Raw genomic sequence first — 24,394 nt, forward strand, 5'->3', positions numbered from 1 at the left:
CAGGGTGACCCGCCCGGGCCATGACAGTTAGCCGGTGTTACCGTTGCAGCTGGTCGCCTTCGACGTGGGGGCGACTTCCTGCAGCCGAGTCCCCACCGACGCCCATGCACGCCGCCCCAACCGCTCGCCCCCTGGCCGCTGATCGGCCTTTTTTTCTGACTTCGCGTTGCCTGCCCCTGCTGGGCGGGCTGCTCGCCGTGGCCGGTGGCTGGCCTGGCGTGGCCAGGGCGGCCGATGCGCCCAAGCCCGCGGTGGCCGCCTCGGCGGCGCCCCGCCCGGCGCTGACCGTGACGCTGGTGAGCCCGCAGCGCGCCCAGCTGCCGCAGCAGGTGCCGGCCACCGGCAGCATCGCCGCCTGGCAGGAGGCCAGCGTGGGCGCTGAGGTGGCGGGCCTGCGGCTGGCCAAGGTGCTGGTGAACGTGGGCGACACGGTGCGGCGCGGCCAGCTGCTGGCCGAGTTTGCGACCGAGACGGTGCAGGCCGACCTGGCCCAGCTGCGCGCCCAGGTGGTGCAGGCCGAGGCCCAGCTGGAGGAGGCGCAGGCCAATGCGCGGCGCGCCCGCGAGCTGCAGGAGTCCGGCGCCTGGAGCAAGCAGCAGATCGAGCAGAACCTCACCGCCGAGCGCACTGCGCAGGCGCGGCTGGAGGCGGCTCGCGCGTCGGCCAAGGCGCAGGAGCTGCGGCTGGCGCAGACGCGCGTGCTGGCGCCCGATGACGGGGTGATCACCGCCCGCGCCGCCACGCTGGGCGCGGTGGCGAACCCGGGGCAGGAGCTGTTCCGCCTGATCCGCCAGGGCCGGCTGGAGTGGCGCGCCGAAGTGTCGGCGGCGGACCTGCCTCGGGTGCGGCGCGGCATGGCCGCCTCCCTGACGCCGCCGGGCGGCCAGCCGCTCACCGGTACGGTGCGCATGGTGGCACCCACGGTGGATGCGGCCACGCGTAACGGCCTGATCTATGTCGATCTGCCCAACCCCGGCAGCGCCCGCGCCGGCATGTTCGCCCGCGGCCACCTGGCGCTGGAGGCCAGCCCCGCGCTGACGCTGCCGGCCTCGGCAGTGGTGCTGCGCGATGGGTTTGCCTACGTCTTCCGCGTCGGCGCGGACCGGCGGCTGGTGATGAGCAAGGTGGCCACCGGCCGGCGCACGGCGGACCGGGTCGAGGTGACCCAGGGCCTGGATGCCGCGGCGCGGGTGGTGGCCTCGGGCACCGGCTTCCTGGTGGATGGCGACCTGGTGAAGGTGGTGGATGGGCCCGCGTCTGCCCCCGTGCCCGCGCCAGCCGCTTCGGTGGCGGCCCGCTGAGGAGCGACCGGCATGAACGTTTCCGCCTGGTCGATCCGCAAGCCGATCCCCTCGATCCTGCTGTTCATCCTGCTCACACTGGTGGGCCTGGTGGCCTTCCGGGCCATGAAGGTGCAGAACTTCATGGACCTTGACCTGCCGATGGTCACGGTCACCGCCAGCCTGCCCGGGGCGGCGCCGGGCCAGCTGGAGACCGAGGTGGCGCGCAAGATCGAGAACTCGATCGCCACGCTGCAGGGTGTCAAGCACATCTACACCAACGTGATGGACGGCGCGGTGGTGGTGACCACCGAGTTCCGCCTGGAGAAGGGCACCCAGGAGGCGGTGGACGATGTGCGTGACGCGGTGGCGCGCATCCGCTCCGACCTGCCTGGCGACCTGCGCGACCCGGTGATCGCCAAGGTCGACCTGTCCGGCCAGCCGATCCTGACCTACACGGTGGCTTCGACGCGCATGGACGACGAGGCGCTGTCCTGGTTCGTCGACAAGCAGGTGGCCAAGGCCATGCTGGCGGTCAAGGGTGTGGGCGCGGTGAGCCGGGTAGGGGGCGTGAGCCGCGAGGTGCGCGTCGAGCTGGATCCGACCCGGCTGCTGGCGCTCAATGCCACCGCGGCGGACGTGTCCCGCCAGCTGCGCCAGGTGCAGCAGGAGGCTTCGGGCGGGCGCAGCAACGTCGGCGGCAGCGAGCAGTCGGTGCGTACCATCGCCACGGTGGCGTCGGCCGAGGAGCTGGCGGCGCTGCAGGTGACGCTGGCCGATGGCCGGCACATCCGCCTCGACCAGGTCGCCACGGTCAGCGACACGGTGGCCGAGCAGCGCTCGGCGGCGCTGCTCAATGGCAAACCGGTGGTGGGCTTCGAGATCACCCGCTCGCGCGGCGCGGGCGAGCTGGAGGTGGCCGAGGGCGTCAAGTTGGCGCTGGACAAACTCAAGGCCGAGCACCCGGACATCACCATCACCGAGGCCTTCAACTTCGTCGACCCGGTGCAGGAGAACTACGAGGGCTCGATGACGCTGCTCTACGAGGGCGCGGCGCTGGCGGTGCTGGTGGTGTTCCTGTTCCTGCGCGACTGGCGCGCCACCTTCGTGGCCGCCACCGCGCTGCCGCTGTCGGCGATCCCCACCTTTGCGGTGATGTACCTGATGGGTTTCACCGTCAACGTGGTGACGCTGCTGAGCCTGTCGCTGGTGGTGGGCATCCTGGTGGACGACGCCATCGTGGAGATCGAGAACATCATGCGCCACCTGCGGCAGGGCAAGACGCCCTTCCAGGCGGCGATGGAGGCGGCCGACGAGATCGGCCTGGCGGTGATCGCGACCACCTTCACGCTGATCGCGGTGTTCCTGCCCACGGCGTTCATGACCGGCATCGTTGGCAAGTTCTTCGTCCAGTTCGGCTGGACGGCGGCGATCGCGGTGTTCTTCTCGCTGGTGGTGGCGCGCATGCTCACGCCGATGATGTCGGCCTACCTCCTCAAGCCGCAGCCGAGCGCCGACCACGAGCCCGGCTGGCTGCGCTGGTACCTGCGCTGGGCCGCCTGGTGCCTGCACCACCGCATCCTCACGCTGCTGGGCATGGCGGTGTTCTTCGTCGGCTCGTTCATGCTGGTGCCGCTGCTGCCCACCGGCTTCGTGCCGCCGGACGACCTCTCGCAGACCCAGGTGACGGTCACGCTGCCGCCGGGCAGCACCTTCGAGCAGACCCGCGCCGCGGCCGAGCAGGCCCGCATCGCGGTGCAGAAGAACCCGCACGTCAAGCTGGTCTACACCGCGATCGGCGGCGGCTCGGCCGGGGGCGACCCCTTCGCGCCGCAGGCCGCCGAGGTCCGCAAGGCGACGTTGACGATCAACATGACGCACCGTCGCGATCGCCCGGGGCTGAGCAAGCAGGCCATCGAGACACAGCTGCGCGAGCTGGTGGCCGAGATCCCCGGCGCGCGCTTCAAGGTCGGCCTGGGCGCCAGCAGCGAGAAGTTCGTGCTGGTGCTGGCCGGCGAGGACGGGCGCGTGCTGGGCGAGCACGCCAGGCAGGTCGAGCGCGAGTTGCGCAGCATCCCCGGCATCGGCGGCGTGAACTCGACCAGCAGCCTGCAGCGGCCCGAGCTGATCGTGCGGCCCGACCCGGCCCGCGCCGCCGACCTGGGTGTGACTTCGGCGGCGATCGCCGACACGCTGCGCATCGCCACCGCGGGCGACTACGACCAGGGCCTGGCCAAGCTCAACCTGTCGGAGCGCCAGGTGCCGGTGGTGGTCAAGCTGCCCGCCGACGCGCGGCAGGACCTCGATCTGCTCGCGCGCCTGCCGGTGCCGGGCGCACGCGGCCCGGTGCCGCTGGGCAACGTGGCCACGCTGGCGCTGGAGAGCGGGCCGGCGCAGATCGATCGCTACGACCGCTCGCGCAACATCAACTTCGAGATCGAGCTGAACCAGGTGCCGCTGGGCGAGGTGGAGGCCGCCGCCTTCGCGCTGCCCAGCCTGAGCAAGCTGCCGCCGGGTGTGACGCGCACCTCGGTGGGCGATGCCGAGGCGATGGGCGAGCTGTTCACCGGCTTCGCGCTGGCGATGGGCGCGGGCATCCTGTGCATCTACATCGTGCTGGTGCTGCTCTTCCACGACTTCGTGCAGCCGGTGACCATCCTGGCCGCGCTGGTGATGTCGGTGCCAGGTGCCTTCCTGGCGCTGTTCGTCACGCACACGGCGATCTCGATGCCCTCGATGATCGGCCTGATCATGCTGATGGGCATCGCCACCAAGAACTCCATCCTGCTGGTGGACTACGTGCTGCTGGCGCGGCGCGAGCATGGCCTGTCGCGCCCCGAGGCGCTGCTGGACGCCTGCCGCAAGCGCGCTCGCCCGATCATCATGACCACCCTCGCGATGGGCGCGGGCATGCTGCCGATCGCACTCGGCCTGGGCGTGGACCCGAGCTTCCGCGCGCCGATGGCCATCGTCGTGATCGGCGGCCTCATCACCAGCACCTTCCTGAGCCTGCTGGTGGTGCCGGTGGTGTTTACCTACGTGGACGACGTGGTGCAGTGGGTGCAGCGCCTGACGCACCGGCGCACGGCCGATGCCGGTCGCGTGGCACACCGGGGCGCGGCTTGATGCCGCATGGAAAGCCGCTGCTACACTTCGCGCCCATCATGTTCCTTCCGCGCAAACGCAGCATCACGCAGGTGACCGGGTCGCACGACCGGGGAGCCTGGCCCTGGCGTCGCTGACCACACGCCTGGCAGCGGGCGTGGCCGTCTCGGTCTGAAACCAGGACGAGTCCGGCCCGCTGAAGCACTGATCTGCTGTTGTTTGCCGCCGCGGCGCTGAGCGCCAACGGCCCGCGACCCCGAGGGGTCTGGCGCGGTGACGATCCGCCCCGTCCCCCACACGATCAAACCAGGCCCGCGGCAGACCGCGTGCGCCGAGTGTTCTTCGGACGCGAACATGCCGGTGGGCCCAGTTCCTCTTTTCGGAGCACACCGTGATCACCGAACTCGAATTCAAGAGCCTGGCCGAACAGGGCTACAACCGCATCCCGCTGGTCAGCGAGGCCTTTGCGGACCTGGAAACGCCCCTGTCGCTGTACCTGAAGCTGGCCGGGGGCAAGCCGCACAGCTTCCTGCTGGAGTCCGTCGTCGGCGGCGAGCGCTTCGGGCGCTACTCCTTCATCGGCCTGCCGGCGCGCACGCTGCTGCGCGCCACCGGCGGGGTGACCGAGGTGGTCACCGACGGCCAGGTGGTGGAGCGCCACGAGGGCAACCCGCTGGACTTCATCGAGGCCTACCAGCAGCGCTTCAAGGTGGCGCTGCGCCCGGGGCTGCCGCGCTTCTGCGGCGGGCTGGCGGGCTACTTCGGCTACGAGACGGTGCGCTGCATCGAAAAGAAGCTGGCCGGCAAACGCCTGCCCAACGGCATCGGCACGCCCGACATCCAGCTGCTGCAGACCGAGGAGCTGGCGGTGATCGACAACCTGTCGGGCCGGCTGTACCTGATCGTCTACGCCGATCCGCGCACGCCGGAGGCCTACTTCTCGGCCAAGAAGCGCCTGTCGGAGCTGGGCGACCAGCTGCGCTACAGCGTGACGGCGCCGGTGGTTCGGCGCGGCCCCTCGCACCCGGTCGAACATGAGACCCGCCAGGCCGACTTCGAGGCGGCGGTGGAGAAGGCCAAGGCCTACATCGCCGCGGGTGACTGCATGCAGATCGTCATCGGCCAGCGCGTCAAGAAGCGCTACACCGAGAACCCGCTGAGCCTGTACCGCGCGCTGCGCTCGCTCAACCCCTCGCCGTACATGTACTACTACGACATGGGCGGCTTCCAGATCGTCGGCGCCTCGCCGGAGATCCTGGTGCGCCAGGAGCTGCGCACGGTCGAGGGGCAGCAGGAGAAGGTGGTCACGATCCGCCCGATCGCCGGCACCAAGCCGCGCGGCGCCACGCCGGAGCTGGACGCGCGCAATGAGCAGGACCTGCTGTCCGACGCCAAGGAGCGCGCCGAGCACCTGATGCTGATCGACCTGGCGCGCAACGACATCGGCCGCATCGCCAAGACCGGTTCGGTGAAGGTGACGGAGGCCTTCGGCATCGAGCGCTACTCGCACGTGATGCACATCGTCAGCAACGTCGAGGGCGTGCTGAAGGACGGCATGAGCAGCCTGGATGTGCTGCGCGCCAGCTTCCCGGCCGGCACGCTCAGCGGCGCGCCGAAGATCCACGCAATGGAGATCATCGACGAGCTGGAGATCAGCGAGCGCGGCGTCTACGGCGGCGCGGTGGGCTACCTGAGCTTTGCCGGCGACATGGACGTGGCCATTGCGATCCGCACCGGCGTCATCAAGGACCAGACGCTGTACGTGCAGGCGGGCGCCGGCATCGTGGCCGACTCGGTGCCGGAGATGGAGTGGAAGGAGACCGAGGTGAAGATGCGCGCGGTCATCCGCGCCGCCGAACTGGTCGAAGAAGGCTTCTGAACCGCACCGGGAGAACCACCATGCTGCTGATGATCGATAACTACGATTGAGGTCTACTGGCGTCTATCAACCTCCATGGAACAACTCTAAGTCTATGTTTTTAAAGGGTTGATCGTCCATCGAGCGATTCTGAAAGCTGGACAAATCCAGTGCTCATGTGTGTAATGGAGTGTGTAACGGGCCAAACTGGAGGCGTTATACACATGGCACTCACAGCACTCAATCTTCTCTCGGCGCGCAAAGTGGAAACGGCGCAGCCCAGGCCCAAGGTGTACCAACTCCGGGACGGAGGCAGCCTCTTTTTGCGCGTTCAGCCCAACGGCTCCAAGCTCTGGTGGTACCGCTACCGGCTGGGCGGCGCTGAACAGGTGTACTCAATCGGGGTGTACCCAAAGGTCACGCTGGAGGCAGCCCGTGCGGAACGGGACCGGGCAAAGGCGTTGGTCAAGAAGGGCCTCGACCCCATCGTGGAGAAAAAGGCGGCGATCGCCCTCCAGGCCGACACATACGAACGCACGTTCGAGACCGTTGCTCGGGAGTGGATCGTCAGCAATGCTCACTGGAGCGAGTACTACACCAACCAGGTCACCAGCTACCTTGAGAAGGATGTTTTCCCCCGGATTGGCAAGTTGCCGATCAGCAGCATCAGGGCTCCACATCTGCGCCCCATCATCAAGGATGTGGCGGCTCGTGGCGCGAAGACTGTGGCGATCCTCATCCGCCAGTGGTGTGGGCAAATCTTCAGTTATGCGGCTGCCCAAGGTCTCTGCGAATACGATCCTGCCTCCTTGCTCAAGGGACTGGTCAAGCGCCCTCAGGTCCGCCACAACCCTCCGTTGACATGGGCAGAGATCCCGGACTTTCTCAATCGTGTGGACAACGAAGGGGGTTACCAGACGACAGTCCTCGCCCTCAAGCTGATGGCTTTGACCTACGTGCGCACCGTAGAACTGCGCAAGGCCTCCTGGGAAGAGTTCGACCTGGACAACGCCATGTGGTCGATTCCGTCCGAGCGCATGAAGATGCGACGCCCCCATCTGGTTCCCCTGTCACGGCAGGCGGTGGCCGCTCTTAGGGAACTACATGCTCTAACTGGCGGCGGCAAAGTATTGTTCCCGAGCTACAGAAAGCCGGGACAAGTGATGTCGGCAACGACGCTCAATCAAGCACTCAAGCGCATGGGTTATGGCGGACGGTTTTCGTCCCATGGCTTCCGCTCGACCGCAACGACGATCCTTGGACTGTTGGGATATCCGGAGAAGCGGGTCGATCTTCAACTCGCTCATTCCAAAAAGAGCAAGGACTCATCGCGCGCGCCCTACGATCACACGAAGTTTGTGGAGTCCCGCAAGGTAATCATGCAGGACTGGGCTGACATCCTTGACTCATTGCAGGCAGGGAAACCCGTTGAAGGGGTCACGAAGGCGTTTGGCCCCATGTCGAAGCGTAGAACGGCGCTGCTCCGTGTCACAGAGCGCGAGTGATGTCTGCTGCTTGGCGAGTGGAATGCCTAATGCACGTGTAGCACCTTGAACTGAAGACGCAGAACGAGGACATTGGCACTCGACTAGGTTGGAGCATTCTTGGCGACCTGCAGTGCTCTGCGCTCGAACCGCTCTGAAACAACGTCGGCTTGTCCGCAGGGCCGCTGCAGGTGGGTCACGATCTCGTAGGGTCCGTCAGACAGCGGCCGTGTGTGAATGCCCCATCCCTGCGCATGCTCAATGCGCGATTGCGCGGATACCCCGACGCCGTAGCCGGCAGCGACCCATAGCGCGATCATCTCGAAGGAAGAGACACGCTGAATGTTCTGTTGACTCACCGCGGGAAGAGAAGGCAGCCGCTGATCCAGCAAAGGGCAATTCTCTGCAGGCCAGCGAAAGACGGAGTAGTCCAACAGTTCGGCGATCGTGAGCTTCGCCTGGTCAAGTAAGGGAAAGCGCAACGGCATGGCGACGGCCATGTTCTCGGTCCATAGAGGTTGGCTTTTCAGCGACGGATCGCTCGATCCTTCAAGCGTCATGCCCGCGTCGTAGCGGCCTTCCCGAAGTCCCGCAATCAAATCATCGGCTGTGACCTCATGAAACGAAATGGTGACTTCCGGCTCTTCCGCACGCTGCAACGCAAGCAATGCCGAAAGATGCGATGACGGTACGCCAGGCGCTATGGCAAGCCTGAAATTGGAAAAGGAAAACTGGCTGGTGGCGTCGTGCATGAGAGCCCCCACAAAGCGATCGGATCAAAAAGGCGAGCCACCATGATAGCCAAAAGAGATATCTTTAACGTGGTTAAATTCGGTCGATTGATCGACGCTTCTGGTGATGCAGAAGCGCAGCGTTCAACCGGGCCGCCCCCCTGGCACAACCACCTATGAAGCCGAGCCGGCACTGGCCTTCGGCCAAGCGGTGCGTGCTGCCCGCTTGGCGCAGGGAGTCGCTCAGGATGAATTCGCGTCCATGGCTGGTATAGCTCGCTCGCATATGGGCAAGATCGAGCGTGGGGAGCACATGCCCACGCTCGCATTGATACTGAAAATCTCCGCTGCCCTCAGCATAAGTGCGGCAGAGCTGATGAGTGCAACGGAACGCAATCTTCGTGCCGATGCCCAATCTTAAGTGGTGCGGTCCGTTGCGTCAGTCGCTCGAAGGGTCCCGGAGGCGGTCGATAAATCGCACCAGCGAAGCCGATGAGTTGCTGCTTTCGAGTCGAAGCAGGTAGGTGGTGATCACGGCTGTATCCAGCGCCAATGGACGGATCACCACGTCCGGTCGCTGGCTGACCGGAATCTTGGTCGCCGTCATGAAGCCCACGCCGTAGCCGGCACCGACCAAGGTGAGCATCATGTCCAGCGAGGAAACCTCCTCAACGACATTCAGTTTGTGTTCCTGGGTCTGCAGGAGGCGCGCCAACTCGCGGCAGTAGCCTTCGCACACCTGGGGATCGCACAGGACAAGAGGATGCCCCCGGAGTTCATGGAGTGGAACCTCCTTGTGGACGAGCAGTGCGTGCCGGGCTGGCAAGGCGACCACCAGCGGGTCCTGCCAGATAGGTTCGGCGACGATGCCATCACCGACGTCGGCGGTATGAGCGAATCCGATGCAGAAGTCGCCCGAGCGCAGGCCGCGCAACTGCTCGGCCAAAGGCACTTCGGACATCCGTATCTCGATCTCGGGTTCTTCGGCACGGCAACGGGCTAGAAACGCCGACAGCCGGGGATCGAGCGCGCCGTCGGATACGGCGATGCGCAGGCTGCCTCGCAAGCCCGCCGCGACAGCCTTGACGTTCTCGCGGGCCTGCTCCAGGACGGTGAATAGCCGGCGAGTGTCCTGCAGGAACACGGCACCCGCAGCGGTCAGTCGGGTGCCCCGGCGGTCCCGGTCGAAGAGCACAGCGCCTAACTCGTCCTCAAGCTCCTTGATGGCGCGGGACAGAGGAGGTTGCTCAATGTGAAGACGCTCAGCCGCCCGTGTGAAATGAAGCTCTTCGGCCAAAACGATAAAGCAACGCAGATGCCGCAGTTCCATGAGCAATGTTCCTATACAGGCGCTGACGACCTCCTTCTGTTTGCTCCACGCTATGCGCGTTGAAAACCTCTTTTAAGCGATGTTTTTTCATTAGGACTTACGCAAACGTTTAAATCAAACTAGATTATTTAATATATCGGCGCCGATTTCGTGGTATTTGTGATAATATATTCACCATGAAACCCACGAGCCGAGACTACTGCCAATTTCTGATATCCACACAAATCAACTACACGCAGACCTATTTTGCGGATCACCATCAGAGGTTTTCTCATGACGCCATAAATCGCTACTTGCAGGCTGCCAATATCAGCCCGGCCGATGTCTGGAATCTGGCCCGACGAAACATCGAATTTGACGACGATGCCTGCCTGGTTTTCGATGACAGCGTTCTGGACAAGAACCACTCGCACAAAATCGAGCTGGTGCGCAAACAGTACAGCGGCAACGCCCACGGCCTGATCAAGGGCATTGGGGTGGTCAACTGCCTGTACGTGAACATCAAGACCGGCCACTACTGGATCATCGACTGGCGCATCTATGCGCCTGACGAAGACGGCAAGTCCAAGCTGGATCATGTCCAGGAGATGTTCGACAATGCCATGGCGCACAAGAAGCTGCCCTTTCGCACCGTGCTGATGGACTCCTGGTACGCCACCATGGATCTGATGAAGCACATCCACCGGGCGGGCAAGCACTTCTACTGCCCGCTCAAGAGCAATCGCAAGGTTGACGACAGCCAAGGCCAGCAGCCCTACAAGGCGGTCAGTACGCTGCAGTGGAGTGCCCAAGAACATGTGCATGGCAAACACGTCAAACTGTTCAAGTTTCCCAGTGACATCAAGCTGAAACTGTTCCGGGTTGTGGTTGATACCAATCGCACGGACTGGGTTGTGACAAACGACCTATCTCAAGATTCGACGGACGATACGCATGAGATGTGTGCCGTGCGCTGGAAGATTGAGCAGTACCACAGGGAGATCAAGCAGGTTCTTGGCATCGAAAAATGTCAGTGCAGAATGGCCCGGTCACAGAAGAATCACATCGCCTGCGCGATATTGGCCTGGGTCCACCTCTGCGAGACGGCCAAAGCGCTGAAGACAAACATCTACAGCCTGAAGAAGGGAATCCTCTCGGAATTCCTCAAGAAGGAACTTCGGTCACCAACCATTCGCATGGCACCCATCTGACATATTGAGTCGAAATGGCGAATCATTGCGCTAGCTGAAGTGACCCTGCGTAAGTCCTATTCATGTGTTCTTGAGCATGAGATGTAGGCGTTCAACTTTTCCAAACGAGAGATCGGGCTGTGTTTGACCGAGCATTCAAGAGCCCTGTTTATCTACGGCGCTAAGGGTCAATCTTTACAATGTCCCCAATGTCTTGTACGTATGCAAGTGCATAGGCCATCTCTCCAGAGGTTTGCGTATGCAAAAACATCAATGGCTGTCCTCGTGTTATCTCGTCACCTAAGTGCACCTGCAATTGAATCCCTGCGGCTGGACTCTCAGGCGCACCGGCCAATTTGGCTAAACGAGAAAGCTTACGGTTGTCGATGTGTACTGCTCGGCCTGAAGTGGTTGCCAGAAGCGGTTCGACATAGAGAGCTTGGGGCGGCTCACGAAATCCCCCCTGTGCCGCGCAGATTCTCTGAAATTTTTCCCACGCGCGGCCACTGCTGATCGTCTCATGAGCCAACCGAAATCCCTCCCCTTCTTTGGCGACGCCGCCAAGCTCAAGCACCGCACCCGCCACCAACGCCACGCGGTCACATAGGTCTTGCGGCGCATCCGCCTCGTTGCGCAACACGGCCAACACGTCGCGCGCCTCCAACGCCGGGCCGATACCTCTTCCGACAGGTTGATTCCCGTCTGTAAACAGGCAACGCAATACAAGGCCAAATGACGCGGCGACTTCTGAAAGGTGATGCGCAAGGTGCTCGGCAGTTTCCCGGCTGCGGACTTTTGCGGTTGGCCCAACCGGAATATCGATCACGATGTGGGTCGCCCCTGCCGCAATCTTCTTGGATAACACCGAGGCAATCAGTTGTCCTTGGGTGTCAATATCCAGTTCACGCTCAATACGCACGAAGATGTCGTCCGCAGGGCTCAGGTGCATCGCGCCGCCCCACGCCACGCATCCACCCTCTTTCTCCACGACCTTTCTGAGCGTATCCAGGTCCAGGTCTACAGGAGCCAGCGTTTCCATGGTGTCCGCCGTGCCAGCGGGAGAGGTGATGGCGCGTGATGAGGTCTTGGGCATCACCAATCCATTGGCTGCGGCGATGGCAACCACCAACGGCGTGGTGCGATTTCCCGGTAATCCGCCCACACAATGCTTGTCCACAACAATCTGAGCCTGCCATTGCAGGCGATCTCCGACATCGACCATCGCACGGGTGAGATGGATGGTCTCTTGCATATCCAGAGGCAGTACCGCCGTTGCGGTCAGGAAGGCCGAAAGTGCGACATCGGTATAGCGACCATCGACCACATCACGGACGATCGCCTGCAACTCCGTCGTTTGCAGTCGGTGGCCGTGAATTCGCGCACGCACGGCCGACAACGATTCGAGCATTGGCGGATGCCGAACCTGCACAAAATCGCCCTCATGGATGTCCAGGGCATCCCAGGCGGCCTCGGACAGAGCGATCTGTCCGGCTTTGAGCAGATCGCTGTCGATTTGGTACAGCAGCGCTTGCACAGTTCGGTCGCCGGCGATGATCAGTACCTGTGACCGCGGTGCCAGCCCTTCGGCACGGCAGACATGGCAGTCGGTCCGCATCAAGACGACGGGTTGATGCTGGGCATGCAGTCGCATGCGCAATGCTTGCAAGGCGGGTGTCTGGGGCGTGATGCGGGCACTCACAGGGCGAACTCCTGGTTTTGCATGGGCACCGATGCGTGCCAATTGAGTTCGCGCTGGATACGTTCGCGCAGCGCCTCAGAGGCATCAGATTCACCGTGAACAATGAACACTCTTTCCGGCGCCTTGGTAAAGCCGCGCAGCCATCGCATCAGCTCATCGCTGTCGGCATGAGCCGACAACATCGCAAGCTCGGCGACCTCTGCCTTGATCGGCATCCAGCGTCCATGGATCTTGACTTCGCGAGCGCCCTCAAGCAGCTTGCGCCCGCGCGTACCTGCTGCTTGGAATCCAGAGAACAGCAGCGTGTTCTGATGGCTACCGCCAAACGCTTCTATGTGATGCAGCACGCGGCCGCCGGTGGCCATGCCGCTGGCGGAAATAATCACCTTGGGGTATCGATTCGCCGATAGCGCCTTGGACTCTTCAACGTCGCGCACGTATGTGACTTCTGAGAATGCCGTCTCGAAATCGTGTTGAGCGAGCTTGTGGTCGTCGGCATGGCGGTGCAGCAGCGCAGTTGCGCTGGTGGCCATGGGACTGTCCAGATAGACGGGCACGTTGCGGAGCCGACCGCGCTGTCGCAACAGCCATAGGTCATAGATCAACGACTGCGCGCGTCCTACGGCAAAAGCGGGAATCACTACGGTGCCTCCGCGGCGAGTCGTACGCTCGATGATGTCGCCTAGCGCTTCGACGGCATCGGAACGGTCATGATGACGATTGCCATAGGTGGACTCGATGATGATGTAGTCCGCTTCCGTGACGGGTTCAGGATCAGGCATGACCGCATCGTCATAGCGGCCCAGGTCGCCGGAGAACACCAAACGCTTGCCGCCGATGTCGATCTGCGCCGTCGCCGCTCCAAGAATGTGGCCGGCCCTGCGTAGAACCAGGCGTGCACCGCCCGGCAATACCGTCTCCTGATGCAGTGGCACGGGCTTGAACTGCAAGAGCGTGCGTTCGGCATCTCGGACCCGATACAGGGCAAGGGCTGGCTTGTGCTTGGAAAATCCCTTCCGGTTGGCGAACTCGGCATCCTTCTCCTGCAACCAAGCACTGTCGAGCAGGATGAGTTCGGCGACGTCCCGTGTGGCTGGCGTCGAGAAAATCTTCCCGCGGAACCCGTTCAGCACCAATCGGGGGAGATATCCACAATGATCCAGGTGCGCGTGCGTCAGTACAACCGCATCGATGTCCTTGGACTCAACGACAAGATGCTGCCAGTTCAGCTCGCGCAGGTTCTTCAGTCCTTGGAAAAGTCCGCAGTCGATCAGGATGCGGGTACTGCCATATGTGATCAGGTGTTTGGAGCCGGTGACGGTACCGGCACCGCCCAGGCTGGTCAGTGAGAGCATGAAGTTGTCTCCTCGCTTGTTGGTGGGTTGTGAAATCAGGAGCTGGCGCGGTCACTGCGGACCGTGTCAGAACCACTTGAAATTCACGCGTCGGTCGCGGCAGCAGCAGCCTGCGAACTGTTCCAGCCGGTCACTTGCGCAGCGGCATAGATGGCATCCACCCAGGTGCATCGATTGGCGATCAGCATTCCAGCCACATCGAGGGTGCCGCCGTGGTTGATGTAGCCCAAAGCCCGCGTCTTCGAAGGGCCGCTGTCAATGCGGCGAAGCACGCCCAGCATCGGCTCAGGGCGGGTATGGCTTATCAACACGCGCGGCAGGTGAGGCGGGAAGAGCGCTTGCAGGGATTCGTCACCGAGCACGAAGGCGGCCTCAAGTTCGTCTCGCGGAATGCGTAGACGGCCGGGCTCGACCACCACGGTGATGCACGACGCAAGCCCATGGTGCTCCAGGCGGGCATGGGCTTTGAGCGCTTCCTCCAACTGGTAGGCGCCAATCGCTACGAATTGCAGTTGTGCGGTGGACGGATCGCCGGCTACATGGGCTGCTCCATGCTCGATCAGCGATTGAGCCGCGGCGGCACTGAAGTGATTCGGCGTGTCGCGCTTGGAGACCACCACACAAGCCACTTGGCCGCGGCTGGCGTAGACCGCTCGCAACGCGGCGCACGCCGTGTTTTCATCCACCGGGAACAACACGCGTGCGGTGTCCGACATTTCCCCTAGCAATGCTTCGCCAATGGTCGGGTCCTGGTGTGACTGCTCGTTCTTGCTGTTCTCCCAGGTGTGGGATGTGACGACCAGCGGGATGGAGATCCAGCCTGGCGGCTGGCCCAGTTCCTTCTGTCGGCGCGCGAAGATGATCTCCTGGCGAATCAATCCAAGCATCTTGACCGCGAAGGCCTCGTAGCTGACGATCAGGTTCAGCCCCCCTTTGTTGGCGAGGGCGGCGGCCGCAACGGCTTCTTCATTGAGTGCGGTGATCACCGAGCCATGCGTCGATTCCGGGACGCCGGGTTCGGGCACGTTGACGCGGTGCTTGAGCAGTGCCAGTGTGGCTCCCATCTTGTTGCTGGCCAGTTCATCGGGATTGCCGATCCGGACGCGCAACTGTGGATTTGCCTGCGCCAGTTTCACGAACCAACGATCCAGTGAAGACATGGCGCTGCCCGATACCTCAGTTGGCGCCCAGGCCGGCATCGGCAGATGAGGGCTCGCTGGATGGCGTAGGGCCATGGGGTGCTCGCTTTCGCGCGAGCGCTGGCTCTGGCCGTGATTCGCAAGGACGGTGAGCGCGTTTTCCAGTTCGCTCTCGGGCACGAACAGCGCCGCAGCCCCTGCGTTGAAGGCCTCGCGTGCCTGCGCATCCTCGCGCGGATTGCCGTTCAGCGGCAGGTTGTGGGCGGCATTGGTCGCCGCGCCCGGGAAGCCAAAACCTTTCTCCGTCTCGGCGATCACGTAGGGCAGCTTGACCGGATAGCGCCGATCCGAGCGTGCGGCGAAGGCGCTCAGCGTGTCTTCGGCTTCAACAATGGCCCATGCGATCGCCATCGGATCACGTCCATCAACGATGACCGGATCGAAGCCGTTGTGGCGCAGGTCCTCGGCCAGCCAGGTAGCGCCACCTTCCTGCACGATCTGGGTGCGCTGCTCGATGCGCCGTCCGTTGAGAATCATGACCGGGATGGCGAAGCCGCAGTCCTCGGCGCGCCACCAGCGCGGCGCCCAGTCCGAGCCACGTTGTTCCTCGAAAGCGCCATCACTGAGGAATGCCACCAGGCTTTCTCCCGGCAACGGCGTGTGCACATACTGCAGCCCGGCGAACCCCAGATAGCCGCCTTCGGAGATCGCGCCGGCCGTGTTCGGCCCGGCATGGCTACCCAGCGGTACCGCGGGCCGACCCTGCTTATCGATGGCATAGGAGTAGAAGTCCCCGATCAAACGCGACAGGCCCGCCTCGCTGCGGTCGTAGCGTCCACGCTGGGCGGCGGATACATCGCCGGTCAGTGCGTTCACCGCCTCGATCGCGGCCACGCAGTGCCCCTGCCCCATGAGCCAGCCGCGTGTCGTCCCGGTCAGCGCGTTGGCCAACAGATAACCCACGAAGGCTGGCACCATGTTGAGCGAGCCGCCGGTGTGGCCTTCGGGCGTTTGTTTGAAATCATCGGAGCCCAGTGGGCAGCCGCTTCGGTCGATGCGCCGGGCATAGGTCATATGCGCCACTACGCTCATGGCCGTGCAGGCCACCCGGTCGGCTGCAGCCAGCAGCGCATGGGCCGAGGCTTCGTCTGCTATACGCCTTTGCGCGACCAGACGTTGCACTAGGGCCTGCATACGTTCGATGGTTTCAGACCTGTGCGCGATGGGCCCGTAACCAGCACGCCAATCGGTTGCGAGGTTAGCTTGAGAGGACATTTCAGGTCTCCTTGAAAATAGTTGGATCGATAAAAAGATCAGCCTCGCGGATCGGTTTTCCCGCTAGAGAGAGCGTCGGCAATCAGCGAAGCGAGACCAATCCGGTTGCTCGGATGCGGTACTGCGTCGGTGGACGTAATTCGGGCAAACAACGGTGTCAATTGGGCCCAGGCATCCTCGGCGAACAGGGCATGCACCACTACGCACTCCGGCTTGCGCATTCCTTGCTCGGCGAGCTTGCGCGCCGCGACGGCGAGCGTGCGGCCTGATGATGCGATGTCGTCCACAAGCACCGGCGTTCTGCCGCGCCAGATCGACAGGTCGGGAACATCGATGTCCACGCTGCGATCGCCATGGCGTGTCTTGCGAAGCACAGCGTGCGGTACGCCGATGCGGGACGCGATGGCGCCGGCCCACTGCTCGCTTTCCTCGTCGGGGCCCACGATCAAAGGTTCTTCGACATGATTCGCGATCCAGTCGGCCAGCAGTGGTGCGGCATGCAAGGTGATGGTGGGGATCGTGTAGACCGCTGATAGTGTCGGATAGCGGTGCAGATGCGGATCCACCGTGAGCAGCTTGTCGAAGGTCGATGAGACCAGACGTGCGAAGGACCGCGACGTCACGCTTTCTCCGTCATGGAATCGCTTGTCCTGGCGCATGTAGGCCAGATACGGTGCGATCAGGTTCACCTCTTGCGCGCCAAGTTCGCGCGCCGCGTCAGCGGCAAAAGCCAGAAGCAGGAACTGCGGATCAGGATGGGCCAGCGTGCAAATCACATCCACGATCCGATCGGCAGGTTCGCCATGCAACCGGACATAGCTCTCGCCATCGGGGAATCGGCGCGTTTCGATGCGGCCGGCTTCGCTGCCGCATGCCTGCGCGATGCCGCGGGCCAGATCTTCATTGCCGGGTAGGGCCAAGGTGAGTCGTTGCATCCATTTATCTCCTTATTTGTTGTCCTTGGTCTCTTATCGAGCGCGGGTGCCTTATCGTTCAGCTCGCTGTGTTCACCTTGCCAACTGGCTAATGACGACGGCATTGGCAGTACTGCGTCGACGTGGTAGCTCCACAAGCAACCAGGCTCTTGTCATGAACAGCAACAGAGTGGCTTGCATGGCGTTCAAGGAATCGATCTGCATCAGAATCGCCGTCCTACGGTGATCGTTCCGTAGACCGGGATTTCCTTTTGTCCACGAAATTCGCGGGTGCGGTGGTAGCGGGCTATCGCGATGCGCCAGTTGCCCTGAGTCATCGCGATGCCATAGCCCACATCAGCCACGAATGGCCGTTTATCAACACTATGACTGGACTTGAACGTATTGCCGTCCAACGTGATGTCGTGCAAAACCCAGCGACCGTCGAGTGCCACGAACAGGTGCCCGTTCCAGTTGCTGCCAGCGGTCTTACGCACGGGCGAGGTGTTTTCTCCAGCCGGGCGCAGCGGTGCGGTGCCTAAGTCGTCCGGCAGGCGTAGGCCATAGCGCAGTTCTCCGCCGACATTCGCGTAGGTGGCGAAATTGCCCAAGCTGCCGCCCCAGTGGCGGGTCAGATCCCAACCCCAACCGCTGACGTTTTCTTGCCTGATGACTCGTGTTCGGCGTTCGTGGAGCAACTGCAGCACGGGTTCGTCGCGCAGTTGATGTCTCCAGCCATTGAATCTGTCCACTCCGACGGTGTCATGCCACCAGTTCTGGACTTGCCTGGCCTGGGAGGAGGGCCCCACCACCCCCACGCGGAGTTGCGAAGTGCGCAGCGTATCGCCCCGCCTCGCGTTATAGCCAAGGCTCAACATCAAGGCGCCCGCGAAAGGACGATCATCCTTGATGAGATCGCTGCGCGTTTTGTCGTTCGGGGTGTACATCATCTGCCCGAAGCCGATGGTCATGTTCTGTTCGTCAAAACCCTCGGGTTGCAGCACCGTGAGAAAACGATTCAGCCCACGGACGAGACGGGGTAGGCAAGGGTCATCGCGATAGTCCACAAGGTTGGGGGAGACCCAGCTGACGAGAAACCCGTTGGAGTACCCTTGGTCTTGTCCAATGCCGCCGAACATGTCGTTGTCGATCCGCAGATTGAGCGTTCCCGTTGAGCGCAGCGGGTTGTCCTGGTGGCAGGACTGGGCCTGTGCGGAGGCGCTCAGCAATAGCAGCAGCAAGGGGGCTGCGACTTTCAGCCTCCATTCAGTTTGGTCGGTGGACTGAACCTTCGTCACGCTGGCGTGCCACCCTGCCCAGGGGTTGCAGTCGCAATGACCGATTGGGGCTGGCGCACCAGCATCACCGGAACTGGTGCGATGCGAGCGAGCTGCTCTGCATCGCTTCCCATCAGCAGCCTGTCCACGCCCCGGCGTCCGTGGGTACCCAACACCACCAACTCGCATTGAGTAGTCAGTGCCTGCTGAGCGATGAGCACCGAGACGCGCTCGCCGTTACTTTCCAGAAGGACGGTCTCAACCACCAGGCCTCCCTGCCTCAGCCGCAGCGCCGCCTCGTCCAGCAGCTTCTGCCCGGCCGCCAGGAAGCCCGGCCTCACTTCTTCAATATAGATCCTCGGCCTCTCGAAGCCGTTGCTGTGCTTCATCTCCTCGATGACGTGCAGCAAGACGATGGTTGCGCCATTCAGGCGTGCCAGCACCGCAGCGTGGTGGAGCGCTAAATCGGCAGTAGGACTTCCGTCGAGCGGAACCAGGATTCTTGAGTACATGAATGTCTCCAGTTATCAGAGTAAAACGGGGTGACGAACAGATATTGCGTATACCGTGTCGCAATAGCGGACGCGGTATGCGCTTATTCAGTTGCGTACATATTCCCCTGGGGCGTCGCAAACAGTGGGGTATCCACTGGATTCAGCACCTATGAGCGGAGGCGCAACAACATCACCGGAACGCTCTCGCAGCCACGCCGACCATGCGGGCCACCAGGAATCCGGATGCGTCTGCATCGTCGCTTGCCACTCATCCGGCGCCATGTATCCATCACCGGCCGCGCGGGTATGGATTTGATATTGGCGCTTACCTCGGCCGGGCTCGCTCACGATGCCGCCGTTGTGTCCTCCAGTGGTCAGCACGAAAGTCAGCTCGGCCGAAGACAGGAGATGCAGCTTGTAAACCGAGCGCCAAGGCGCAATATGATCCGAGGCAGTGCCGACGCAAAACACCGGCACAGCGATGTCTCCCACTGAAACGGGGCGACCCGTGACGGGATAACGCCCCGCGCTGAGATCGTTATTCAGGTAAAGGCGTCGGAGATACTGCGAATGCATCTTCGCGGGCAGGCGAGTCCCATCGGCATTCCAAGCCATCAGGTCGGTCATTGGCCGGCGATCGCCCAATAGGTATTCGTCAATCATGCGAGACCATATGAGATCGTAGGAGCGCAGTAGCTGAAAAGCTCCGCTCATCTGGTCGGAGGTCAAATAACCGGTTTGAGCCATGCTGGCTTCCAACAGCGCCACTTGACTCTCGTTGATGAAAAGACTCAGCTCGCCCGGTTCGCTGAAGTCCGTCTGTGCGGCAAGCAGGCTTACCGACACCAGCCGCGTATCGCCATCACGCGCCATGGCTGAAGCACCAATGGCCAGTAGCGTTCCGCCCAGGCAATAACCAGCCGCGTGGACTCCATGCCCGGGGACAACGGAAGTCACAGCGTCCAGCGCTGCATGCAGGCCGAACTCCAGGTACTCATCCATGCCCAAATCTCGATCCTCAGCATCCGGATTTCTCCAGGAGATGCAAAAAACCGTATGCCCTTGCGCAACCAGATACCGTATCAGCGAGTTATGCGGTGACAGATCCAGTACGTAGTACTTCATGATCCAGGCAGGAATGATCATGATCGGTTCGGGATGGACTTTCTCGGTAGTGGGCGTGTACTGAATCAGTTCGATCAGTCGATTTCTCAGAACGACTTTTCCTTCCGTGACCGCTACGTCGCGCCCAACGACGAAGTTCTCCGTTCCCGCGGGAGGCTGGCCGGATAGTTGCCGACGCAAGTCGTCGAGAAAGTTGGACGTCCCCCGCGCTAGATTGGCGCCTTGCTCTGCGATGGTTCTTTTCAGGACAACGGGGTTGAAAACCGCAGCGTTGGCGGGCGAAAGCATTTCCAGCCACTGTTTGGCGCCAAACGCCAGCAGGCGTTGGTGTTTCGGATCCACTCCCCACACCCCCTGCGTGGCCTGCTCCCACCATTTGGTCTGATTGACGAATGAACTGCGGAAAAGGTCGTAGGGCCATTGATCCCATGCAGGATCGTTGAAGCGGCGGTCATTGACAGGTGACCGGTCAGGAGCGGTGGCTCCCCGGTTCGGGTTGGCCCGATTCTTCTTCAATACGGCCATCCATTGCTCGGACAGGGAGGCTGCAAACGCCAAAAGCTCGGCTTGCTTGCCAGGACTGTTTGCTAAATGGCTCGCCCAGTCCACCCACGCGAGCAACGATGTCTCCGGCGAAATAGACGACCAAGCCTGTGCCCAAGCGACATGGGCATCCCCATCCAACTTCGGATTGATGGCTGAGTCGATATTGCCGTTCTTTTTATTCGTCAAAGCGTATTACCTCTATTTCTGCACAAGTAGAAAGAGCCCCTTGCTTGAAAACGGGAGTCGATTGCGATTTCCTGGGCGACGACGCCTCGCCAGCGCGTCAGCGATGTATCCATCTGCCAGCTCGCTCCGCTGTTTCGCTTCGCCTAACCGGCCATCAGGCTGATTACCAGTGCGTTCGCAATATCGATGACGAACCCACATACCAGGGGCACCACAATGAACGCCTCGCGTGCCGCACCATGCTCCCGAGTCACCGCCGTCATGTTGGCGATGGCAGTGGCGGTAGATCCCAGCGCAATACCGCCGAAACCCGCGCACACCACGGCGGCTTGGTAATCCTTGCCCATTGCCCGAAAAACAATCAGCAAAACGAATGCGATGACCAGGGCAATCTGCACCAGCATCGCCGCCGTGATGAAGGCAAGCACGGGCTGCAGCTCCCAGAGCCTGAGTCCCATCAGCGCCATGGTCAGAAACAGGCCCAGTGAGATATCGGAGACCAGGGCAATGCCTGGCTGCATGCTCGGCCAGTTCCATAGACGTCCGCCCCCACTCGGCCTCATCCAGTCGGCCACCATGCGCAGGAGAATCCCGGCCAGCAGGCAGCCCACAAAGGCGGGCAGCGTGACGGGGGTACGCGCTACCAAGGCATTGATTCCGTATCCCAGCATCAAGGCCAAGTTGAGCCAGAGCAATGCCAGCAGCACGCCGTAGTAGTCCAGGCGGGCATGCTGCTCATTGCTGTGCAGCGTGCCAATTTCCAGGGCGCTGTCTCCGGCTTGAAGCCGATGCCTGCGCATGAGCAGGCTTGCGATCGGGCCGCCGATGGTGCAGGCCGCGATCAGGCCGATCATGTTCGCTGCCAATCCCAGTTCCTGCGCTTGCGCAATGCCGAGGTTTTGAACGAAGTGATCGGACCAGGCCAAGGTGGTGCCCACGCCTCCGGTCAGGGAAATCGATCCCACCATCAGCCCGGCGCGCGGATCCAGGCCGAAGGCGCGTGCCATCTCCATCCCGGCCAGGTTCTGCAGCACCATGAACCCGATGGCCAACCCCGACAGGATCAGCAAGGGCCGCCCACCATGGCGCAGCGTGCGGGCGTCGGTACCCAGGCCAATGGCCGCAAAGAAGTACAGCAGCAGCGCGTCACGCGCTTCGAGATCGAAACTGACGACGATCCCCGCACCGTAGTACAGGGCGAAGACAACCAGGGCGCAGGCCAGGCCGCCCACCAGGGATTCCGGGATGCTGTATCGACGCAAGATGCCCCAACGCGCAACCAGGCCCTTGCCCACGAACAACAGCACGATGGCGAGCGTGAATCCATGGAAGGCATCGATCGTCATCGCGCCTTCTCCCTGTCCAGGCAGGACAGTGCGTGGCTGGCGGCTATCCACTCTTCGTTGGTGGGCTCGACCGCCACGATGACCTGGCTGTGGTCGCTGGAAATCTTCGCCGCGTGGCGGGCGTTGGCGTCGGTATCCAGGGCAATGCCCAGAAAGCCCAGCGCCGCACAGATGCGCTCGCGAATGAACGCATTGTGTTCACCGACACCCGCCGTGAACACCAACATGTCCAGACCGCCCAGCACGGCGACCAGGGCCCCGATCTCGCGCACGATGCGTCGCACGTAAAGGGCCAGTGCCAAGCGCGCTCGCTCCCCCGTTTCGCCTGCATCGTTCTCGTGCCCGACAATGACGCGCGGCTCGGCCGAGATTCCCGAAACGCCGAGCAGGCCGGACTCGTGATAGAGGACGCGCCCCACTTGCTCCAGTGAGAGCTTCTCGACTTCCATCAGGTAGAGCACCGCACCCGGATCGAGCGCGCCGGTGCGGGTGCCCATCATCAGGCCGTCAAGCGCGGAGAAGCCCATGGTGGTGGCCACGCTTTTGAGTCCTTGCATGGCGCACAGACTGGCGCCACTGCCCAAGTGGGCAACGACGGTGCGCCCGCACGCGGCGTCGCCATGGCGTTCGGGCAAGGCCACTGCCATGTACTCATACGACAGGCCGTGAAACCCGTACCGACGCAGACCGCGCTCCCATGCGGCATAGGGCAACGGCAGGATCTTCTCGACCTGGGGCAAAGTGTGGTGGAAGGCCGTGTCGAAGCAAGCCATCTGTGGCAGATCTGGCTGCTCCCGCAGCAGGATCTCCACGGCTTCGAGCGCGAATGGCTGGTGCAGCGGGGCCAGAGGAATGTAGCCCTTGAGGTCGGCCAGGACATTTGCGTCCAGGCGCACGGGCATGGAGTATTTGCTGCCGCCGTGGACGATACGGTGGGCGACCGTACCTACGTGGCGGCCGTCGAGCCGCCGGCTGACACGATCGCGGATGAGGCGCAGTGCGGCGCGATACGGATGTGCCGTGTCCAGTTCGATCGAGAACGGCGCAACTCCGGTCTCTCCGAAATCCGGATCGGCACCGCCGATCCCCTGCACCTTGCCATTCCACAATGCCTGGCGAGGCAGTGGCGTGGCCGAGGGATCGAACACCGCAAACTTGATGCTGGATGAACCGCAGTTCAGTACAAGGATCAGTCCGTGCCCGGGGCGTCCGGAGCGGGCCGTGGTCGCATCCATCATGTCGTCCTCTTTTTGCCCGGCCCCGGTGACGTCGCCACGGTGTGCGGGTATGCCTGCACTCTCATCGTCGTCAGATTCAGCGTGCCGTGTAGCCGCCGTCCGCGATGAGCTGGGTGCCCGCAAAGAAGCTGCTTCCTTCCGATAGCAAAAACGCCACGGCATGGGCGATTTCGTCCGGGGTCCCCAGACGGCCGATCGGATGCAGGTCAACGGCCTTCTGGAGGGCCGATTCATCCAGGAAATCCAGGATGGGCGTACGCACGTAACCGGGATGAATCGAATTGATCCGGATTCCCTTGGACGCATAGGCCAGTCCTGCCGAGCGGGTCAGCCCGGTCACGCCATGTTTGGCTGCGACGTACGCAGGGTTCGCTGCGTCGCCCACCACCCCCAGGATGGAGGAGACGTTGACGATGGCGCCGCCTCCCGAGCGCAGGATGGCGGGAATCTGATGGCGCAGGCCATAGAACACGCCGTTCAGGTTGACATCGATCACCCGGCGCCAGGCGGCAGGGTCCAGTTCTCCCGCCGGGCTCTGGTCGCCACCGATACCGGCGTTGTTGACGGCAAAATGAAGGTCGCCGAACGTATCGACCGCGCAGGCCACGGCAGCCTGGACCTCATCGATGCATGCCACGTCGGCCACGTTGGCCACGGCGTGGCCGCCCTCGGCGTTGATGAGGCTGGTGACGCGCTGCGCATTGTCGGCGCTGACATCGGAGACGACGACATTCAGGCCGTTGCTTGCAAGCAGCCGGGCAATGGCCTCGCCAATGCCAGACCCTGCACCGGTGACCAGGGCTACGCGGCCAGAGAATGAGTACTGCATGGTGTTTCCTCCAA

18 protein-coding genes are annotated in these 24,394 nt (G+C 62.7%); 6 read left to right on the forward strand and 12 right to left on the reverse strand.

The genetic code is table 11. From position 1 onward, the window contains the following. Positions 1 to 104: 104 nt before the first annotated feature. The 4 genes from NGK70_RS04725 (at position 105) to NGK70_RS04740 (ending at position 7,748) form a co-directional block, all read left to right on the forward strand. Positions 105 to 1,301, forward strand: coding sequence for an efflux RND transporter periplasmic adaptor subunit (locus NGK70_RS04725; RefSeq protein ID WP_251972216.1), 1,197 nt, complete (start codon positions 105 to 107; stop codon positions 1,299 to 1,301). A 12-nt stretch (positions 1,302 to 1,313) separates the two neighbouring features. Beyond that, a complete protein-coding gene (locus tag NGK70_RS04730; RefSeq protein WP_251972217.1) occupies positions 1,314 to 4,406 on the forward strand; it encodes an efflux RND transporter permease subunit in 3,093 nt (1,030 codons plus the stop codon). Positions 4,407 to 4,776: 370 nt separating this feature from the next. Beyond that, complete coding sequence (gene trpE / locus NGK70_RS04735) at positions 4,777 to 6,264, forward strand: anthranilate synthase component I (RefSeq protein ID WP_251972218.1); 1,488 nt, start codon at positions 4,777 to 4,779, stop codon at positions 6,262 to 6,264. Between the two features lie 203 nt (positions 6,265 to 6,467). After that, positions 6,468 to 7,748, forward strand: coding sequence for a tyrosine-type recombinase/integrase (locus NGK70_RS04740; RefSeq protein WP_251972219.1), 1,281 nt, complete (start codon positions 6,468 to 6,470; stop codon positions 7,746 to 7,748). Positions 7,749 to 7,831: 83 nt separating this feature from the next. Here the strand turns inward: NGK70_RS04740 and NGK70_RS04745 are convergent, their stop codons facing one another. After that, entirely contained in the window at positions 7,832 to 8,479 is a 648-nt protein-coding gene (locus tag NGK70_RS04745) for a substrate-binding domain-containing protein (protein WP_020307796.1), read from the reverse strand. Positions 8,480 to 8,585: 106 nt separating this feature from the next. Here NGK70_RS04745 and NGK70_RS04750 point away from each other — a divergent pair, with 106 nt between their 5' ends. Further along, positions 8,586 to 8,879 carry a helix-turn-helix domain-containing protein gene (locus NGK70_RS04750; protein ID WP_003050003.1) on the forward strand — a complete coding sequence of 98 codons (294 nt, stop codon included), beginning with the start codon at positions 8,586 to 8,588 and terminating at the stop codon, positions 8,877 to 8,879. An 18-nt stretch (positions 8,880 to 8,897) separates the two neighbouring features. Here the strand turns inward: NGK70_RS04750 and NGK70_RS04755 are convergent, their stop codons facing one another. After that, positions 8,898 to 9,788 (reverse strand): LysR family transcriptional regulator, encoded by an 891-nt coding sequence (locus tag NGK70_RS04755; protein WP_003050005.1) that lies wholly within the window; start codon positions 9,786 to 9,788, stop codon positions 8,898 to 8,900. Positions 9,789 to 9,964: 176 nt separating this feature from the next. Between NGK70_RS04755 and NGK70_RS04760 the strand changes: the two genes are divergently transcribed. Beyond that, positions 9,965 to 10,978, forward strand: a complete 1,014-nt coding sequence (locus NGK70_RS04760) for an IS701 family transposase (RefSeq protein ID WP_251969112.1) — start codon at positions 9,965 to 9,967, stop codon at positions 10,976 to 10,978. A gap of 160 nt (positions 10,979 to 11,138) precedes the next feature. On the opposite strand, the gene NGK70_RS04765 is transcribed toward NGK70_RS04760, so the two are convergent. The 10 genes from NGK70_RS04765 to NGK70_RS04810 all read right to left on the reverse strand — a co-directional run bounded on the left by NGK70_RS04765 (position 11,139) and on the right by NGK70_RS04810 (position 24,380). Then, entirely contained in the window at positions 11,139 to 12,656 is a 1,518-nt protein-coding gene (locus NGK70_RS04765) for a thymidine phosphorylase family protein (RefSeq protein ID WP_107219997.1), read from the reverse strand. Continuing rightward, positions 12,653 to 14,011 (reverse strand): MBL fold metallo-hydrolase RNA specificity domain-containing protein, encoded by a 1,359-nt coding sequence (locus NGK70_RS04770; protein ID WP_020307801.1) that lies wholly within the window; start codon positions 14,009 to 14,011, stop codon positions 12,653 to 12,655. Before NGK70_RS04770 ends, NGK70_RS04765 begins: the two co-directional genes overlap by 4 nt. An 83-nt stretch (positions 14,012 to 14,094) precedes the next feature. Further along, positions 14,095 to 16,425: a phosphoketolase family protein gene (locus NGK70_RS04775; protein WP_251972220.1), complete on the reverse strand. Its 2,331-nt coding sequence runs from the start codon at positions 16,423 to 16,425 to the stop codon at positions 14,095 to 14,097. Positions 16,426 to 16,463: 38 nt separating this feature from the next. Continuing rightward, positions 16,464 to 17,360: a ribose-phosphate pyrophosphokinase gene (locus NGK70_RS04780; protein ID WP_003050021.1), complete on the reverse strand. Its 897-nt coding sequence runs from the start codon at positions 17,358 to 17,360 to the stop codon at positions 16,464 to 16,466. Positions 17,361 to 17,563: 203 nt separating this feature from the next. Continuing rightward, positions 17,564 to 18,637, reverse strand: coding sequence for a lipid A deacylase LpxR family protein (locus tag NGK70_RS04785; RefSeq protein ID WP_132978739.1), 1,074 nt, complete (start codon positions 18,635 to 18,637; stop codon positions 17,564 to 17,566). Continuing rightward, positions 18,634 to 19,128, reverse strand: a complete 495-nt coding sequence (locus NGK70_RS04790; RefSeq protein WP_132978740.1) for a universal stress protein — start codon at positions 19,126 to 19,128, stop codon at positions 18,634 to 18,636. Before NGK70_RS04790 ends, NGK70_RS04785 begins: the two co-directional genes overlap by 4 nt. 87 nt (positions 19,129 to 19,215) lie before the next feature. Next, complete coding sequence (locus tag NGK70_RS04795) at positions 19,216 to 20,967, reverse strand: PHA/PHB synthase family protein (RefSeq protein ID WP_083944494.1); 1,752 nt, start codon at positions 20,965 to 20,967, stop codon at positions 19,216 to 19,218. 143 nt (positions 20,968 to 21,110) lie between these two features. Then, the gene (gene gltS / locus NGK70_RS04800; RefSeq protein WP_068679683.1) at positions 21,111 to 22,313 is read right to left on the reverse strand and encodes a sodium/glutamate symporter; all 1,203 of its coding nucleotides are present in this window, start codon (positions 22,311 to 22,313) and stop codon (positions 21,111 to 21,113) included. After that, complete coding sequence (locus NGK70_RS04805; RefSeq protein ID WP_087748439.1) at positions 22,310 to 23,551, reverse strand: acetate/propionate family kinase; 1,242 nt, start codon at positions 23,549 to 23,551, stop codon at positions 22,310 to 22,312. Before NGK70_RS04805 ends, gltS begins: the two co-directional genes overlap by 4 nt. Before the next feature lie 76 nt (positions 23,552 to 23,627). Further along, positions 23,628 to 24,380 carry an SDR family NAD(P)-dependent oxidoreductase gene (locus NGK70_RS04810; RefSeq protein ID WP_087747807.1) on the reverse strand — a complete coding sequence of 251 codons (753 nt, stop codon included), beginning with the start codon at positions 24,378 to 24,380 and terminating at the stop codon, positions 23,628 to 23,630. Positions 24,381 to 24,394 lie beyond the last annotated feature (14 nt).

This window comes from Sphaerotilus microaerophilus, from assembly GCF_023734135.1.
GTDB classification, from domain to species: Bacteria; Pseudomonadota; Gammaproteobacteria; order Burkholderiales; family Burkholderiaceae_C; genus Sphaerotilus; species Sphaerotilus microaerophilus.